Source organism: Haloleucobacter ellipsoideus (assembly GCF_052491725.1).
This window is the reverse complement of record NZ_JBQWAR010000004.1, coordinates 1-16,779: the sequence shown is the minus strand read 5'-3', so window position 1 is coordinate 16,779 and position 16,779 is coordinate 1. Positions and strand designations below refer to the sequence as shown.

The window sequence follows — 16,779 nt, the reverse complement described above, 5'->3', positions numbered from 1 at the left end:
AACCACATCGAACGAACCATCGGCAAACTCAAGCAGCTACGACGCATCGCCACCCGTTACGACCGCATCCCGCATAACTACCTCGCCAGCCTCTACATCGCCGCCTTGCCCTTCTGGTGCTGAATGTCGATACAGCCTAGGCCCTTCCATCCCAATTGCCGCCGATAGCTACCCAATCACCGCACGCCAGTTCAGTCGCTCTTCCTCTGTCGACATCTATCGGCTTCTCTTGGCAGAACACATGGGAGGCCCGTAATGTCAAAGCGCAAAACTCAGACTGTCAGGCGAACTATCAAACGGCAGCAACTGAGGGAAATCGTCCCTCTGGCGGATAGTACCATTTACGAAATGGAGCAGCGCGGGGAGTTCCCGCGCCGGTTCGCTCTGACTCCCAGATGTGTCGTATGGGATCTGTCGGAGATTGAAGCCTGGCTGACCGCGCGCAGAGCGCGGCCAATTAAGCGGGCCAGGGCACCTGATGTCTCTCTGCGTAAAACCCGCCCCGTCAAAGAGCGGGGTCGGGCTCCAGAGTCATCATCGCCGGAGGCATGAGCGCCACGGGGCGTTTCTCGCCTTTGACCCACGCATCAACGACGTCAGACCACTCCTGCAGCATATGCCTGCGCTGAATTTCGTATTCGGCCTTGTTGTAGACACCGCGTGACGAGTTGCTGTCCTCGTGCGCGAGGCACCTCTCGATCCAGTCGCGGTTGAAGCCGAGCTCATTCAGCAATGTCGAGCCAGTGCGACGAAGGTCATGCACCGTGAATGGCTCCAGAGGCAGCCCTTCTTTTTCCGCCCGCTGTGCGATCAGGTAGGTGACGCGATTGAGTGTGGCCGGCGACATGGGGGCGTCTGCACGATACCGCGACGGCAGCACAAATCGCGAATTACCTGAACAGGTTTTGAGCGCGATGTAGTGGCCGTATCTGCATTGATCGTCCTGATGTGTTTCACGTTTATAGCGGCTCTGGTGTTCGTGACGCTCGTAGAGGCCTACGTCATCATCAATGCCGCCGTCCTGTTCATGGGTTTCGGTGGCTCTCAATGGACGCGCGAATATGCACTGGCTCCCATTCGCTATGCCGTTGCGGTAGGTGCCAAGCTGTTTGTCCTGACTCTGATTGTGGGTCTGATCATGCAGGTTTCCGCAGAATGGTCGGCAGCCTACACCGAATACCTCGTTTTGTCATCGTCCGAGGTTTAATTATTGCTACACAATGCCGGTGTTTTCCAGCATTAATGGACTGTTTTTTTCGTGAAAAATCAATGGTTTAACTGTCCGGCAAACGTATAGTTTCGGGACGGCGACAATCGCCCAATCTTTTGTTTTTTCGGAAGTTTTCTTAAGGAAATTTAGGAGAGGAAGAGTGTCCCGAAAACGTCTATTTCGGGACAAAAAAATACCCACCGAAGTGGGCATTTCGCTACAGAATGCAGGTCTCTAGGCTCCGAATCAGTCCTTGAGGCGGGGCTTCCTGATTGTCCACTCGTCGATCATGTCCGCCCAATCCTGTAGCATCGCCCTGCGCTGATCGCGGTATTCGGCCTTGTTGTAGACGGCTCGCACGCCCTTCTGTTCGTGCGCAAGGCACTTCTCAATCCAGTCGGTGTTATAGCCCGCCTCATGCAGCAGCGTGCTGGCTGTGCGCCGCAAGTCGTGCGGTCCAAACTTGCCAAGTGACTGCCCTTCCTTCTGCGCCAGACGATAGGTCAGAGTGAGCACCTGATTGAGCGTAGCGCTGCTCATGGGTAAGTCAGAGTCATAGCGCGATGGCAGAACGTACTCCGAACCGCCCGCGAACGTTTTCAGGGCGGTGAATATCTCCAGCACCTGCCTAGACAGGAACACCAAATGGGGATTTCGGCGCTTCATCCGTTCCCTGGGGATTGTCCAGAGCGCATCGATGAAATTGATTTCGCTCCACGTTGCATTGGTCAGTTCGCTTTTGCGTACCATCGTGAGCAACAGCAGTTTGGCGGCCGCTCGAATTGAAGGTGTGGTGCCGATACGCTCCATATACTGGTACATCAACCCGATTTCCTCGGGCGTCAGTGCTCGGTCTCGCGGCTCGAACTTGGCGATAGTTGACGGGCGCACCAGATCGGCCGGGTTCTCAACCTTCTGACCGCGCTCGATGGCCCATCGAAAGACCAGCATCATAATCTCACGGCAAACTACCGCCGTTGATGGCCTACCTTGTTCCACGATGGCATCAGTCAGCGCCCGCAAATCCTCGTGGGTAATTTCTATGAGTTTCCGGTTGCCGAACTTCGGCTTTAGATCTCGCTCGTATGTTCCACGGCGCATGTTGCGGGTGGTTTCGCTCATTTGATAACCGCGCAACCACTTCTCGGCCCACGCGCCGAATGTCTCAGCATCCTTGACGCGAGCCTTGTCCCGTGCCTTCTCCTTGGCCGGTGACTTCCCTGCGGCGATCATCTTCTTGGCTTCGCCCAGCCGTTCGCGGGCTTCCGCTAGCGTGATCCCGCCGACACCGTAACGGCCGAAGGTGATGGTCTCCTGCCTGCCGTGGATCGAGTAGTTGTAGCGGAATGAAATCGAACCCGCCGGCGTGATGGCCACGTAGAGGCCGTCACGGTCATTCACTTTATAGAGCTTGTCCTTTGGCTTGAGGTTGCGCAGCTTGGTATCAGTCAGCATGGTCGGGTTGGGTTTCCTCTCAAAAATACCATGCTCAAAAAAGCCCCACAAATCCTCAAGAAACCTCTTTAAGGACAATGTGTTACCTAAATTCGATACCATGAACACCCCATCAGAGGCGGCATGGTATCGAGTGCCGAACATGGCATCAGGTTCAAATCGTACCATCTACCATGCCATAGAAACGGGGTGCTTGGCGATGCATAAATTTGCCAGACAGTGCTACGCCAAGAACGAAAAAAGCCCGCAATTACGCGGGCTTATGGGTGTTTTAATGCTATTTGGTGCCAGTCTATGCCGGACGCGGGATCACTCCCACTCGATCGTGCCCGGGGGCTTGGATGTCACGTCATAAACCACCCGGTTCACGCCCTGCACCTCATTGATGATGCGGGTTGCCACGCGGCCGAGGAAGCTCATGTCATAGGGGTAGAAGTCCGCCGTCATGCCATCGACGGAAGTCACGGCGCGCAGGGCGAGTACATGGTCATAGGTGCGGCCATCGCCCATCACGCCCACGGTGCGCACCGGCAGAAGGACCGCGAAAGCCTGCCAGATCACGTCATAAAGGCCGGCAGCGCGGATTTCCTCCAGATAGATCGCATCGGCCTTGCGCAGAATATCCATCTTTTCGCGCGTTACCGCACCGGGGCAGCGGATGGCAAGGCCCGGGCCGGGGAAGGGGTGGCGACCGACAAAGGTCTCCGGCAGGCCCAGCTCGCGCCCCAGCGCGCGCACCTCATCCTTGAAGAGGTCGCGCAGCGGCTCCACCAGCTTCATGTTCATGCGCTCGGGCAGGCCGCCCACATTGTGGTGGCTCTTGATGGTGACAGAAGGCCCGCCGGCGAAGGACACGCTCTCGATCACATCCGGGTAGAGCGTGCCTTGCGCAAGGAATTCCGCCCCGCCAACCTTCTTCGCCTCTTCCTCGAACACATCGATGAAGAGCTTGCCGATGGTCTTGCGCTTCACCTCCGGGTCTTCGACGCCAGCCAGCGCGGAAAGGAACATTTCGGAAGCATCCACATGCACCAGCGGAATGTGGTAGTGGCCGCGGAAGAGGGAAACCACCTCATCCGCCTCACCCTGCCGCATCAGGCCGTGATCCACGAACACGCAGGTGAGCTGGTCGCCAATGGCCTCATGGATGAGAACGGCGGCAACAGAACTGTCCACCCCGCCGGAGAGACCGCAGATCACGCGCCCGGTGCCGACCTGCTCGCGAATGCGGGCAATGGCGCGCTCGCGGAAGGCGCCCATGGTCCACTCGCCCTTCAGGCCAGCCACCTGCCGCACGAAATTGGAGATCAGCCGTGCGCCATCTGGCGTGTGCACCACTTCCGGGTGGAACTGCACGCCATAATAGCGCCGCTCCACATTCGCGATGGCCGCGAAGGGCGCATTCTCGGAAGTGGCGACAACCTCGAACCCTTCGGGCAGGCGGGTCACCCGGTCGCCATGGCTCATCCACACGGTGTGGCGTTCGCCCTCGCGCCAGACGCCTTCAAACAGCGGCACCACCTTCTTCACGGTGACTTCAGCACGGCCGAATTCGCGGTGGTGGCCCGCTTCCACCTGCCCGCCAAGCTGGGCGGCCATGCACTGCTCGCCATAGCAGATGCCCAGAACCGGAACGCCGGAGGTGAACACCTCTTCCGGTGCGCGCGGGCTCTGCCCCTCGATGACAGAGGCCGGGCCGCCGGAAAGGATGATGGCCCTGGGCTTCACCCGGCCGAGGGCCTCCTGCGCCTTCTGGAAGGGCACCACCTCGGAATAGACCCCTTCCTCGCGCACGCGGCGGGCAATGAGCTGCGTGACCTGGCTGCCGAAATCAATGATGAGAACGGTATCCTGGGCGGAGGAAATGGCGGAATCGGCGGACATGACGCGGGCCTCGCGGAGCGGATGGCGGATATTGTCGCCTCCTTTAGCCGCAATGGCTCGATTCCAAAAGGGCCCTGTCCGCCTCGCCGTGCGGATGAGTGCAGAATGTGGCCCGCGCCTTGAGGCCCTGAACGGTCGCCCCGTGTCACCTCCGCCGAAACCGCATCAGGGCAGCAGGGCACTCAGCATGAGCGGCAGGAGAAGAGCGGCCAGAACGGTTTGCAGGGCCGTGATCCCGGCCATGAGCGGCGCATCGCCTCCAAGCTGCCGGGAAAGGATGTAGGAGGATGAGGCTGTCGGCAGGGTCTGGAAGATCAGCACCGCCAGCATCGCTGTTGCATCAAGCTGCAATGCCTGCGCGATGAGGAAGGTGACGAGAGGCAGGATGAGGAATTTCGCGAGGGAGGCGATGAGGATCGGCTTCACCCAGTTGCGGGCAGAGCCGAAATGCAGAGCCGCCCCCACGCACAACAGGCCCATGGGCATGGCGGCGGTGCCCAGCGCCTTCACGCCCGGTTGCACGCCGGGGGGCAGGTGGAGATTCATCAGCTGCAGCGCGATGCCGCCAAGACAGGACAGGACAAGAGGATTGGTCGCAACCTGTATGGCGGCCTGCCGGGCATTCAGCCGCGCCGCTCCAAAGCGGGCGAAGACCAGAATGGAGAGCAGATTGACCAGCGGCACCAGAACGGCGCTGCACACCGCCACCAGCGCGATGGCTTTGGGGCCGAGCAGCCCGGCCCCGAGCGTGACGCCAATATAGCTGTTGAAGCGCACGCTGCCCTGAAACACCGATGTGAAGGCATCTGCCCGCAGCCCCATGGCCGGGCGCACCACCACGAGCAGGAGCGAGACCAGCACCGTGCTGCCTAGCAGGGTCAGCACAATATCCCGCACCGGCAGGGTGCTGATATCCGCCGTGCTCATGCCATGCAGGAACAGGCATGGCATGAGCACGTAATAGGTCAGGCGTTCCGCCTGCGGCCAGAAGCTTTCGCCGATAAAGCTGGTGCGTTTCAGCACATAGCCCAGCGCAATCAGCAGGGCCACGGGCAGAAGCGCAAGAATGACCATGCCGGAAATGTCAGGCATGGCGCGGCCTCGTTCTGGCGCGGCGCGGTGGCAGGAGAGGGGGCGCGGAAAGCGAAAGGTGCGGGGGCATGTCTTCTGGCAGGCTCAGCATCACGCGATACGCTGCTCCCGCATGGGCCGGGAGTTGTGGCGTGTTCGTCAGCTCCTTACGCCAGAAGGCATGGGGAGGAAAGGCATGCCGGTGCGGAAGATGGCTGTCGCCTCAGGCGGGTGCCGGAGCGTGCCGGCCGGGTCTTCATGCCGGTGGGATGCGTGAGGCCACCCCGGTGATGCACGCGCTGAATGCGCCAGCCCGGGCAGGCTGGCGCACAGGCAAGATCTGTTGCCGCGCAGGGTCAGGCCTTGAGAGCCTTGTCGATCGCGTCGGTCAGGCGGGCATCATCGGGGGAGATGTCCGGCGAAAGACGGGCGACGACAGTGCCATCGCGCCCCACCACGAACTTCTCGAAATTCCACAGCACATCATTTTCGCCACCAACCGGAATGCCCAGATCGGTCAGGCGCTTGCGGAAGGCATCCGTATCCTGCGCCTTGGGCTGGGCGGCAATCAGCGCATCATAGAGCGGGTGGCGGTCTTCCCCGGTGACGGAGATCTTCTGGAACAGCGGGAAGGTCACCCCATAATTGAGGGAGCAGAAGCTGGCGATCTCCTCATTGCTGCCCGGCTCCTGCTCCTTGAAATTGTTGGCGGGAAAGCCAAGGATTTCAAGGCCCTGATCCTTCTTCTCGTCATAGAGCTTCTGGAGCCCCTCATACTGCTTGGTGAGCCCGCACTTGGAGGCGACATTGACGATGAGCAGCACCTTGCCGCGATAATCGGCAAGGGTTGCGGGCGTGCCGTCGATACGGGTGAGCGGGATGTCATAGATGGACGTGGCCATGTGAAGTCCTCCTTGGGCGATGCGCGAATGGCGCGCATGAATACCCCCGCCTGGAAGAATGACAGACCCGCGCCGCTTGTGCCACCGGTGCGCATTTTACCTCCTGCGGGGCAGGGCAGGGGAGGCAGGGTTGGGTTGGGCAGCGGGCGGCGCTTTCTGCTATGTCTGTCGCCAGCAGATGAGAGGACCCCATGGCCAAGATGATTCATTCCATGATCCGGGTGCTGGATGAGGCGCGCTCGGTCGAGTTCTATGACAAGGCTTTCGGCCTGAAAGTCGCGCGGCGGATGGATTTCGAGGCGTTCACCCTGGTCTATCTCTCCAATGGGGAGAGCAGCTTCGAGCTGGAGCTGACCATCAACAAGGGGCGAACCGAGCCTTATGAGCGCGGCAATGGCTATGGCCATCTTGCCGTCTCGGTGGCGGATGTGACTGCTGAACATGCCCGCCTGACCGCGCTGGGCCTTGCCCCGCGCAAGCTGGTGGATTTTGCCCCCGGCGGAGAGGTCATCGCCAGATTCTTCTTCATTCAGGACCCGGACGGGTATGAGATCGAGGTGCTCCAGCGGGCGGGCAGCTATCAATAGGCCCTGCCTTGGCCCCGAAAGGCCGGCATGAAAAAGGGCGGCTCCCGCATGTGGAGCCGCCCTTTTCTTGTTCCGCCATCCTGTCCGCAGGCGCTGGCCCGCGGTTTCAGGCTGCAATCAGAGATCGAATCCCTTCTTGCGCATTTCAGCGCGCACGCGTTCCACCGCCTCGCCATTCAGCTCGGCGCCCCAGGCCTGAATCTGGCGCAGGGCGTCCTGCACGATGATCGGACGCTCATCGACCAGCTTCTTGCCGACAGGGGAGGTGTAGAAGGTCAGGGCATCCTTCAGCTCGGCTTCGCTGAAGCGCTGGGCATAGACCTTGGCCAGCATGTCGATGATCTCGTCCTTGCGCTTCTCGAACTCGGGACGCACGGCAATCGCGGCCTCCCGCAGATGCTGGACCAGATCAGGATTGGTCTGGAGGAAGGAGAGCGCCGCGCCATCGACGATATTGCCGATGACGCCATCAAAGGCGCGGGCCTCGCCATTGGCGAGCACAAGCTTGCGCGCCGTTTCCACCTGTGCGGCGGAAGGGGCGGCAGCCTGCTGGGCATGCGCCATGGACACCCCGAGAGGGCTGCCGACAAGAAGTGCGGCCGACAGGGCGGCAGCCGCGAAAAGGCCGGAAGCGCGGCGGGTGCGGCAGAAAGAGGGCATCCTATCCTCCAGAAAAAGCATGTGTGCTTTCATTATCCAGTGTTCAGGTCCGGTCGTATCAGTTCTGGCGTTCCAGAACCACGATACCACCCGTGCCGGCCAGAATGACCCGGCTGGCAAGACCGATGAAAAGTCCGTGTTCCACCACGCCGGGCACTTCCGCCACGGCGCTTGCAAGGGCGGCGGGGTCCGGAATGGCACCGAGATGGGCATCGAGTATCAGATGCCCCTGATCGGTGACAAAAGCATGGCCATCCTGATCCTTGCGCTGGGTCAGGGCGCCCGAGCAGCCGGCGCGGGCAAAGGCGGCCTTCAGGCTGCGCGAAATGCTGGCAAGACCGAAATCGACCACCTCGACAGGCAGCGGAAAACGGCCCAGCACATCCACCTTCTTGGTGTCGTCGGCAATCACGATCATGTTCCTGGACGCCTGTGCGACGATCTTCTCGCGCAGCAGCGCCCCTCCGCCGCCCTTGATGAGGGCAAGCTGCGGGCCAACCTCATCCGCGCCATCGATGCACAAATCCAGTTCGCCCACTTCATCCAGCGTGGCGATCGGCACGCCCAGTTCCACCGCCTGGGCCAGGGTCTGCTCGGAGGTGGGCACGCCAATGATATTGAGGCCGCCATGCACCTTTTCCGCCAGCAGCTCCACGAAATGGCGCGCAGTGGAACCCGTGCCAAGGCCGAGCCGCATGCCGTCGCTCACATAGTCCAGGGCGCGGGCAGCGGCACGGCGCTTGAAGTCTTCTGCTACGGCCATGGCTGGCTTCCTCATGATGACGCAAATATCTGCCCGGCCCATGGGAGCAGGGCAGGCGGTTTCCCTGTTGCTCTAAACCTGATCTCCCGATCAAACAAGCACAACACAACCGCCCGGCCTGTGCGATTCCGGGGAGCGCGGTCTATTTGGCCGGGGGTGTGCACAGCAGGAGAGTATCGCGCGCGCCATTGGCCCCGTTGAGTTCACGCACATAGCAGATGCTCATTTCCCCGGTCGCCCGGTTCACCCGGAAAATGCCGGTCTCGCCCGCATAATGGGTGGGTGCGAGGGCATAGTCCCCATCCGCCTGCGCGCCTGCGCCCTCTCCCTTGGGAAAACAGCGGGTGATGCCGACCGTGCTCCCCTCCGGCCGCTCGAACTGGCAAACCGACATCTCGCCCGTGCGGCGGTTCACGCCATAGATGCGATTCGCCTCGGTGGAGGGCGGGGCGGAGAAGCTGTAGCCGGTCACGGCCTCGGCCTTCGCCGCAGATGTGCCGCCGGAAAAGGCATAGCCCAGCCCGGCACCGGCCACCAGCAGGCCAAGGCCCAGAAGCCAGTTGATTCTGCCACGCTCCACGGGTGGCTGGGAAAGGGTCATATGCGCCTCCATAAGGATGCTGTGGGTGGCGGCGGTGCGCCTTGTGGCCGAACATGGCCCTCAAGGCTGGCGTGCAAATGCGGTAGCATTTATGCCAGCAAGGCGCTGTCCGCTTCTTTTTTCGCGCCGCAAGGAGATCTCCGACATGACCCGCCTTCCAGCCACCATCGTCTTCGACCTTGACGGGACCCTGGTGGATACCGCGCCAGACCTGCTCAATGCGCTGGATGCGGTGATCGCCCCGCTGGGCATTGCCCCGGTGGACCGCGAAGTGGCGCGCAACTTCATTGGCGGCGGCGCCCGGCTGCTTGTGCGCCGGGCACTGGAAAGCGAGGGGCAGACCGTGGATGCCGCGCGGCTTGAGGAGTTGAACAGCGCCTTCCTCGCCCATTATGCCGCCCATATCGCGGAGGATTCCCGGCCTTTCCCCGGTATGGTGGATGCGCTGGAACGGCTTTCCGCGGGTGGCGCGCGTCTGGCCGTGTGCACCAACAAGCTGGAGCATCTGGCCCGCCAGCTGCTGGATGCGCTTGATCTGACCCGCCATTTCGCAGCTATCACCGGCGGTGACACGCATGGCGTTTCCAAGCCGGACCCGCTGCCCCTGAATGCCACGATTGCCGCCGCCGGAGGCACACTTTCCCGCTCTGTCATGGTGGGGGACAGCCTTACGGACATTCGCGTCGCGCGGGCGGCCGGCACGCCTGTCGTTGCTGTTTCCTTCGGCTATACCGAAATTCCCCCGGCCGAGATGGGGGCAGACCGGCTCATCCATGATTTCAGTGAACTCGATGCGGCGGTGAAGGCCCTTTTGCCCGCTGAAGGCTGAAACGCCATGGCTGCCGGCCCCCTGCCGGCAGCCATGTTGCGCGCGGATTGTGGATATCTGCGCTTTGGGACAGAAAGATGCAGGCCATGCTTGACAGGCCCGGGCGCCCATCATAAACAGCCGGTCTCGTCATTGACGCGAGGGCGATTAGCTCAGCGGGAGAGCACTCCCTTCACACGGGAGGGGTCACTGGTTCAATCCCAGTATCGCCCACCATTTCCGATCAAGCACTTACGGGAATGGTCAAAAATCAAGCGGACAGTTATCCGGACAGAAACGCAAAAAGAAGCCCCCACGCCGAAGCGCAGGGGCTGCTCTCATTTTGTCCGCCCGTCGATCAGGGCTTCCATCTTGTTCAGGGCGCGGCGCACATCGTCACTGATGGCGATCATCCTCTCTTCCAGGCGGATGAGCCTGTCCCGCGATTCGCGCGTTTCGACCTCCTTGCTCTCCAGTCGGATGATGGCAGTTTCAGCCTGACCCATGCGGTTTTCAGTGGTCGAGGCCCACCAGATCACGCCTCCGGTCTGCACAACGAGGGTGATGATGAGGGCGAGAGGGACTTTCTTGTCCACGGTCCAGTGGGTGCATTCTCCGGCCATCACCGCCCTCCCGGTGCTTTGACGCCGCACTCACGCTCCAGCGCCTCGTTATGAGCCACCAGCCGGGCGAGCTGGTCACGGTCCATCGCCTCGATCACCCGTTCGTTCAGGAGGATCGGATAGCGCCCCCGGCATTCAGCTTCCGGTGCCGTCCCCGTCATCGCGCACCCAGCGACGAGCGCGGCGGCGCAGATCATCGTCACCGGCCCCCGCCACGTCCTCATGAATACGCTCTCGCGCCCGCGCCCGCTTTTCGGCATCGGCCTGTTCCTTTGCTTTCTGGGATTGTGCGCCCTGCTGTCGTGCGCGCTGGTCGATAAACAGGGCGGCAAATGATGCGCCGGTGAGCAGCCCGGCACGAAGGCCGAACCGCAGTGTGATGAAAACGGCCAAGCCACCGCCGATCAGAACGATGAGTGAGGGGCACCAACTGAGAATGTCACTCATGCCGGCCCCGCGTCTTCACCGAGCCGCACAGCCTTCAGCCGGGCGCGCTCGACCTTTGTTGCAGTACGCCAAAGGGCGACAGCCACACCCACAGCCAGCAATGCCCACACCCAGCCCGGCACATCGGACAACAGGCTGGTGAGCGGGGAAAGCAAGCCTGTGGCCTGCCCAACCTGCTCGGCAATGCCGATGACTGCCGCCGATGCACCGGCTGCCACGGTGGTTTTCTTCACCGTCTCCGCTCCCTTCACCACCTGATCCCCGGCCTTGGACAGGTCTTTGGCCGTCAGTGTGGAGCGGTCGGAATCGGTAGTCGCCTGCCGGTGTCCCGCCGTTGCAAGCCGCTTGATGGTGGCGTCGTCGAACGCTTCCGTGACCGGCAGGCCGTGCTCTTCCTGAAAGTTGCGAATGCCGGAGCGGGTGTTTTTGCCGACAATTCCATCCACCAGACCGACCTCGAAATAGCCGAGGTCGCGCAGGCGTTTTTGCAGGGGGCGGATTTCATCGCGGGTCAGGGAGGGCTTGGCGGGCAGGCGCTTGGGCTGGGCCCGGGTGCGCGCCGCCTGAAAGTGCATCCCGTCCGGCCGGCTCCAATGTCCGCCCCATTCCCAGCCTTCAGCCTCGAAAGCCCGGACCACGCGATGGTCCATGGCTGGGGTGGCATCCCCGAGGCCATTGCGCGAGGGGTCAAAATCCACGGCAATGCCGTAGCTGTGCATCGACAGGCTATTGCTGCCGCGCATAGACCGGAAATTGTACGATCCGCCATATTTGGACATGCCGATGCGGTCGATTTCCGCCTGAGAGCGCCCGCAGGCTTCCCAGATTGCCGCCAGGACGCGCCTGAGGCTGTCCGCGCACTTCTTATGAATGCGGATGCCGGATACAAATTTGCCCTCAAACCGCAGGGTCCAAGGGCATTTCACCAGCACCAGATTTTCCGCCTCCCACTTGGGATTGGCTTTCCCGCCAGATCCGCGCGGGTTGCCATAGAATTGTGTGCAGTCCTTCTGCAAAGGCCATGTGGTCATGGTCATCCTTTCAGGCGACAAAAAACCCGGCGGGCAGGAGCCAACCGGGCAAAGAAAAACCCCGCCGTAGCGGGGCCATGTCAGTTCATGGCGTTCGGCTTTCGCCGGCTGCGCCGCCAATCCCATGGCGGATCAAACTCGGTCTGCCAGATACCGACACCGGATTTCCGGGCCTCGGCTTCCTCCGGCTCATAGCGGCTGCTGTACCGGACATAGGCCATAGCCCAGCCGTTGCGGACCATTGCCGCGCTGATGTCCTGCCCACCCACATAGCAGCGCGCGAGGGTGCGCTTGTAGCGGTCTGTTCCGGCAGGCGTGCAGGTGACTGTCTTGGCCCCGATCAGGTCAGAGAGCCACAGCGCCGCCCGTTGCCCGCAGCGCCAGTTTTGCCCTGTCTCGCGATGGGTGCATGGCTGGGAGCTTTCGAGAGCGTCTATGCCCTCCAGCCGGATGCGCTGGCCGTGGATTTCCAGCGTGTCGCCGTCGATCACCGATGCTCGACCGATCAGGTCATCGGCAATGGCCGGTGAGGCAACGAACAGGGATGCAATCAGTAGGATGCGCGAGAGTGACATGCTCTATTAAGTTGCATATCGGATTCCGCACGTCCACCGGTTGTTATCACGCTGGAATACTCGGACGGACGGGCGGGAGCGGGACGCTGCCGGACGGTGCGCCGCCGCTTCCTCCGCCGGAGCTGGACGCCTTCCCGGATTTGGGCGCGCTGCCCTTGCCGCCCTTCTTCGCTGACTTCCCGCCATCCTGACTCTCGCCCGACAGATCCGTGGTGTAGCCGCCCTTGCTAAAATTGTGCGTGGCGCTCTTGATGATGAACGGAATGCCATCCACGCCGGGCCTGCATCCCTGAAAGGTCAGCGGCGCGCCAGCCCGTGCTGATGGATCTCCGGGGATGGAGCATGAGAATGTGGCCTGCCGCCGCAGCAGGTCGCCCGCCATGGATTTGGCGGCCGCCCGCGCTTCCTTCTCATCGGCATACTGTTCGGTCAGGACGTAATCCGCCTCGCCGTCCGGGTCGCTCTCTTCCTCGATGTCGATCTTTTTCCCCTTGGCCCTGTCGGTGTAGCTGGCCCTGACTTTTCCACTTTTGGTGCGATCCGAGAACTGCACCTGCGCAGAGCCGGTACCCAGAATAGCGGGAGTGATGGTAATGGGGGTGAGCGCCGCGCCGGAAGCGCTCTTGCCGCTGGCCTTGGCGGCAAAGATCAGCTTGCCGTCCTTCACCGAGAACAGGGCGCCGTGGCGCTCCGCCAGCCGCTCAAGGAAGTGGATGTCGCTCTCACCCATCTGGCCCAGCCAGTCATATCTGAACTGACCCAGATCGCTATCCACCATCGGGGAAAGGCCATGATCGGAGGCAACCTCTTCCACAACCTCCTTCAGGCTCTTATCATCCCAATGGCGCTCCTTGCCTTCCTTCACCTTTCCGCCCATTTCGGCGGCGCGCCCGGTGATGCTCATTTTATGCTCAAACATATTCACCGAGACATCTTCCACGGTGAACGTGCCCATGTAGGCCATCGCCCCTTCATAGCCCATCCAGATTTTGATGAGCGCCCCGGTGCGGGGGATTTCGGCCGGAGGGCTGTCGTTCAGCTCGATTGAGCAGCTATCGGAGGATACACCCTCCTGATCCGAGACAGAGCATGAGATGAGACGGCGCATGAACTCGCCATGCACCTGCTTTCCGTCGATTTCGATGCGGCAGGTTGGTTTCATGCGCTCAATCCCATAGCTTGACGACCTGCACCTCAGTGCTGGCCTCAATATCCGGCAGCACCACGACAGTGCCCATTGGCAGGATCGGCCCTTTAGCGGCCAGCCCCGGATTGGCAGCAAGAACGGCCTCCACATAGCCGCTCTCGTCGCCATAAGTGCGCCGGCAGATGGTGTCCACCATGTCGCCTTGGCCTGTGATGATCTTATCAGCCATGCTCAAAACCACGTCAGGACAGAGGTGGGAGAGAAGCCGCCGGCGCTCTGGATGTAGGCCCGGAGCTGGATGCCATAGGTCTGCATCTGGGCGACGCCACCGGCAGTGATGTGGGCGTGATCGTCAAAGATGTCCTCGATGACCCACATATCGTGGATATTTTGCGCTCCCGACATGGTGACAAGAGGCAGGATTTGACCTGCCTCCTGCGCTCGATACAGGCCGCGCAGGGTGTCGTCACCACCCCATTCCAGCGTGAAGATGACGCCCCGGATTTCCATCGTGGAGCCATCGCCGCCCGTCCACTGGATCGGGTTGAGGCCGCCCGCGACGGGGATTTCAGCCCATCGCGTGCCTTGATTGCGCCTTCGCGCGTCGAAGCCAAAGCCCATCGCCTCGAAGACAAATGGGCCAAGCGCCATGATTGAAGGTCCAGCCATCAGGTGATCCCATCGCTAAAGTGACGACGCATGAGCAATGACGCCTCCCGGCTGAACTCGCGCCGGATTTGCTGGGGGGTTGCAGCGGCACCGCCTTGGATGTTGATGCCGCCAGCGAAGGTGACGCTGACAGGGCCGGAGCCGCCGCCGGCCGGTGTACGGGCGTTGGCTGTAGCGCTCCCCGCTCTTGCAGACGCGGCAGAGGCCCGCTGTGTCAGGTGGCGCGCTGTTTCGCTGGCGTTGACGATGTTCCCAGCAACGCGGGGGACGAACAGTTCAGGCCCCCTCTCACCGACGAGATAGGGCTTTGCTGCTGCGACCGGGCCGCCTGTGGCACGCTCTTGGATTGCAGGGCCGGATTTAGCAGCGGGAGGCACTGCGGCCGAAGCTCCGCCGCCGCCCATCCAAGACGGCAGATTCACCTCAAACAGGCTGGCAATCCAAGCCTTAATGGATGCGCCAATTGACTTCATGCCCTCCCAAAGAGAGTTCATGAGTGCCGCACCCGCATCAACAAGACTGATATTTGTGAAAAGCCCCTTCAGCACCCCCGCGAAGAAACCCCACGTTGCCATAAGCCCTGCAATCAACGCATTGACCACAGCTATACCCAGTCCGATTCCGCCGCCATCTCCTGAAGATATGGACTTGATGAGCCATGCGCCTAGATTAAGAAGGCCCGCAATCGCATCACCGATCAGGCGGCCAACAGCCTCACCCACACCCATCCAGTTGATGGATTGGATAGCGGTCGTGATATTCTGAAATGACTGAGCCAGGCTAGTGATGATCTTGCTACCTAGCCCGGCCCAATCAATAGAGTGAAAGGCTGCGAGAAGTCGCTGGCCGATACCGGAAAGGCTGCGCATCGCGGGGGCGAATGCCTCTTTCCAATTCCCGGCCTTCAGATGCGTCCACATCGTCTGGAAAGCACGAATATTGCCCTGGACGAGGGCGCCCACGCTCTTGCCAACCCCCTTGCCCCAATCCTTCCATTGCTCGCCAGTCATTTCCAGCGGCTTCACCAGATCGGTGACCCACTGCCAAAGCTGCCTTGCGCCTTCAATCACTGGTGTGAGCATTCCACCGGCTGGGCCGAGCGCCGCCATGAACGCCTCACCGAAGCCCGCAAACGCTGCGCTCACGCCTTCCCAGTTGTTATAGATGAACGCCCCAGCTAGCCCGATAGCCATCAGGATGGCACCGACACCGGAGAGCAGGAACGCGCCTCTCAGCAGCGCCATTGCGCCCGTCACCAGTTTGATCGGATTGAGCAGCATCAGCAGGCCGCGCACCGCCTTCAGTGCGACCAGCGCAACCTGGAGGATGGCACCCTTGAGGTAGAGCGCCGCGAATTGCGCAGCGACAGCGCCAACCCGTAAGGCGATAAGACCGGACGCCGCCATGATGACGCCACGCACCAAGCCTTCATTTTCATGCACAAAGTTACGGATGGCTTGGACAATCGGCACGATCCCTTCAGATGCCCCCTTTAGGGCGGGGAGAAGGGTTAGGCCGATGGCGCGGGACAGGTTGCCGAAAGCGTTTTGGGCAAGCTGCACGCTCGCCTCTGTCGTTAGAATACGGTTCGCATACTCCTTCTGGATGGACTCTCCATATTCAGCCTCATCGGTCGCCCGCTTCATCGCGAGTTCGAGGCCTTCAATGTCACCGATCAGGGCATGAATGCCTTGGGCCTCATTGCCAAACACTTGTGAGACCAGCGCCGCCCGCTTTTCCGGTGCGGCCTTCTGGATTGCCTTCATCACCTTTAGGACGGTGCCAACTGCGTCCTTCTGCATGTCCTTGGCAATGCGCTCAGGGGTAAACCCCAACTGTCCCAGTGCGCTTCGTCGGCTCTTGGTCGCCGCCGATCCCTGCGTGAGCGCCAACCCCATGTTTTTGAAGCTGGTGGCGGCCACCTCAGAGGCATAGCCCGCCGCCGTCATCTGGGCTGCAAATGCTGCGGTCTGTTGGGCAGTAAAGCCAAATGTCTTGCCCTGCGCTGCCACGCGCTTGACCGTATCGAAGATTTTCCCAGCGGAAGCGGCGCTGTTGTTCGATAGATGGTTGATGCTGTCCATCAGAAGAGACACTTCCGGGATGGTCATCTTCGCGCCGGACATGATTTCGGCCATGCCCTGCGCCGCTTCACCTGCGGCCATATCAATCGCGACACCGACCTTGGCCGCCATTTCGGTGAATGGAAGAATCTGGTCTTCCTTCAGACCGAACTGGCCTGCCGCAACGGCAACCTTTGTCAGATCCTCAGCGGCCACGGGGATGCGCTCGGAGAGAGCCATCAGGTCGCGGCCAAACTGCTTCACCCCATCTGCACCGGCGGCA

Annotated in this window: 19 protein-coding genes, 1 tRNA gene and 2 pseudogenes; 5 read left to right on the top strand and 17 right to left on the bottom strand. The window is 61.4% G+C overall.

Annotated features, from left to right (window positions below; all coding sequences use genetic code 11):
- Positions 1-255: 255 nt before the first annotated feature.
- Complete coding sequence (locus ACT6QG_RS00205) at positions 256-552, top strand: helix-turn-helix transcriptional regulator (RefSeq protein WP_444975601.1); 297 nt, start codon at positions 256-258, stop codon at positions 550-552.
- Here the strand turns inward: ACT6QG_RS00205 and ACT6QG_RS00200 are convergent.
- Positions 506-916 (bottom strand): annotated as a pseudogene (locus ACT6QG_RS00200) (tyrosine-type recombinase/integrase); the annotation flags it as partial. The gene ACT6QG_RS00205 and the pseudogene ACT6QG_RS00200 sit on opposite strands and share 47 nt — an antisense overlap.
- Here ACT6QG_RS00200 and ACT6QG_RS00195 point away from each other — a divergent pair.
- Positions 917-1,174: pseudogene (locus ACT6QG_RS00195) on the top strand (type IV secretion system protein); the annotation flags it as partial.
- Positions 1,175-1,456: 282 nt separating this feature from the next.
- On the opposite strand, the gene ACT6QG_RS00190 reads toward ACT6QG_RS00195, so the two are convergent.
- From ACT6QG_RS00190 to ACT6QG_RS00175, 4 genes are all read right to left on the bottom strand, one after another.
- The gene (locus ACT6QG_RS00190) at positions 1,457-2,833 is read right to left on the bottom strand and encodes a tyrosine-type recombinase/integrase (RefSeq protein ID WP_444975600.1); all 1,377 of its coding nucleotides are present in this window, start codon (positions 2,831-2,833) and stop codon (positions 1,457-1,459) included.
- 141 nt (positions 2,834-2,974) lie between these two features.
- Complete coding sequence (gene guaA / locus ACT6QG_RS00185; protein ID WP_444975599.1) at positions 2,975-4,549, bottom strand: glutamine-hydrolyzing GMP synthase; 1,575 nt, start codon at positions 4,547-4,549, stop codon at positions 2,975-2,977.
- A 165-nt stretch (positions 4,550-4,714) separates the two neighbouring features.
- Positions 4,715-5,641: an AEC family transporter gene (locus tag ACT6QG_RS00180; RefSeq protein ID WP_444975598.1), complete on the bottom strand. Its 927-nt coding sequence runs from the start codon at positions 5,639-5,641 to the stop codon at positions 4,715-4,717.
- Between the two features lie 335 nt (positions 5,642-5,976).
- Positions 5,977-6,522, bottom strand: a complete 546-nt coding sequence (locus tag ACT6QG_RS00175; protein ID WP_444975597.1) for a glutathione peroxidase — start codon at positions 6,520-6,522, stop codon at positions 5,977-5,979.
- A gap of 191 nt (positions 6,523-6,713) precedes the next feature.
- On the opposite strand from ACT6QG_RS00175, the gene ACT6QG_RS00170 reads away from it, so the two are divergent.
- Positions 6,714-7,109: a VOC family protein gene (locus tag ACT6QG_RS00170; RefSeq protein WP_444975596.1), complete on the top strand. Its 396-nt coding sequence runs from the start codon at positions 6,714-6,716 to the stop codon at positions 7,107-7,109.
- A gap of 117 nt (positions 7,110-7,226) precedes the next feature.
- Here the strand turns inward: ACT6QG_RS00170 and ACT6QG_RS00165 are convergent, their stop codons facing one another.
- The 3 genes from ACT6QG_RS00165 to ACT6QG_RS00155 all read right to left on the bottom strand — a co-directional run bounded on the left by ACT6QG_RS00165 (position 7,227) and on the right by ACT6QG_RS00155 (position 9,133).
- Complete coding sequence (locus ACT6QG_RS00165) at positions 7,227-7,769, bottom strand: DUF2059 domain-containing protein (protein WP_444975595.1); 543 nt, start codon at positions 7,767-7,769, stop codon at positions 7,227-7,229.
- Positions 7,770-7,827: 58 nt separating this feature from the next.
- Entirely contained in the window at positions 7,828-8,532 is a 705-nt protein-coding gene (gene rpiA, locus ACT6QG_RS00160) for a ribose-5-phosphate isomerase RpiA (RefSeq protein WP_444975594.1), read from the bottom strand.
- 142 nt (positions 8,533-8,674) lie between these two features.
- Positions 8,675-9,133, bottom strand: coding sequence for a hypothetical protein (locus ACT6QG_RS00155; RefSeq protein ID WP_444975593.1), 459 nt, complete (start codon positions 9,131-9,133; stop codon positions 8,675-8,677).
- A gap of 145 nt (positions 9,134-9,278) precedes the next feature.
- Here ACT6QG_RS00155 and gph point away from each other — a divergent pair, with 145 nt between their 5' ends.
- Both gph and ACT6QG_RS00145 read left to right on the top strand, forming a co-directional pair.
- Entirely contained in the window at positions 9,279-9,962 is a 684-nt protein-coding gene (gene gph, locus ACT6QG_RS00150) for a phosphoglycolate phosphatase (protein ID WP_444975592.1), read from the top strand.
- Positions 9,963-10,103: 141 nt separating this feature from the next.
- Positions 10,104-10,178, top strand: a tRNA-Val gene (locus tag ACT6QG_RS00145).
- 101 nt (positions 10,179-10,279) lie between these two features.
- On the opposite strand, the gene ACT6QG_RS00140 is transcribed toward ACT6QG_RS00145, so the two are convergent.
- The 9 genes from ACT6QG_RS00140 to ACT6QG_RS00100 all read right to left on the bottom strand — a co-directional run.
- Complete coding sequence (locus ACT6QG_RS00140) at positions 10,280-10,564, bottom strand: hypothetical protein (RefSeq protein WP_444975591.1); 285 nt, start codon at positions 10,562-10,564, stop codon at positions 10,280-10,282.
- Positions 10,564-10,725 carry a hypothetical protein gene (locus ACT6QG_RS00135; RefSeq protein WP_444975590.1) on the bottom strand — a complete coding sequence of 54 codons (162 nt, stop codon included), beginning with the start codon at positions 10,723-10,725 and terminating at the stop codon, positions 10,564-10,566. Before ACT6QG_RS00135 ends, ACT6QG_RS00140 begins: the two co-directional genes overlap by 1 nt.
- Positions 10,700-11,011 (bottom strand): hypothetical protein, encoded by a 312-nt coding sequence (locus tag ACT6QG_RS00130; RefSeq protein WP_444975589.1) that lies wholly within the window; start codon positions 11,009-11,011, stop codon positions 10,700-10,702. Before ACT6QG_RS00130 ends, ACT6QG_RS00135 begins: the two co-directional genes overlap by 26 nt.
- Positions 11,008-12,042, bottom strand: a complete 1,035-nt coding sequence (locus ACT6QG_RS00125; protein WP_444975588.1) for a M15 family metallopeptidase — start codon at positions 12,040-12,042, stop codon at positions 11,008-11,010. The genes ACT6QG_RS00130 and ACT6QG_RS00125 overlap by 4 nt, the downstream gene beginning before the upstream one ends.
- Positions 12,043-12,122: 80 nt before the next feature.
- Positions 12,123-12,617 carry a thermonuclease family protein gene (locus ACT6QG_RS00120; RefSeq protein WP_444975587.1) on the bottom strand — a complete coding sequence of 165 codons (495 nt, stop codon included), beginning with the start codon at positions 12,615-12,617 and terminating at the stop codon, positions 12,123-12,125.
- A gap of 46 nt (positions 12,618-12,663) precedes the next feature.
- Entirely contained in the window at positions 12,664-13,779 is a 1,116-nt protein-coding gene (locus tag ACT6QG_RS00115) for a phage late control D family protein (protein WP_444975586.1), read from the bottom strand.
- A 4-nt stretch (positions 13,780-13,783) separates the two neighbouring features.
- On the bottom strand, positions 13,784-13,993 hold the full coding sequence (locus tag ACT6QG_RS00110; protein ID WP_444975585.1) for a tail protein X: 210 nt from the start codon (positions 13,991-13,993) through the stop codon (positions 13,784-13,786).
- 2 nt (positions 13,994-13,995) lie between these two features.
- Positions 13,996-14,433, bottom strand: coding sequence for a phage tail protein (locus ACT6QG_RS00105; protein ID WP_444975584.1), 438 nt, complete (start codon positions 14,431-14,433; stop codon positions 13,996-13,998).
- On the bottom strand, positions 14,433-16,779 hold a 2,347-nt coding region (locus tag ACT6QG_RS00100), incomplete at its 5' end, for a phage tail tape measure protein (RefSeq protein ID WP_444975583.1). The genes ACT6QG_RS00100 and ACT6QG_RS00105, both read right to left, overlap by 1 nt.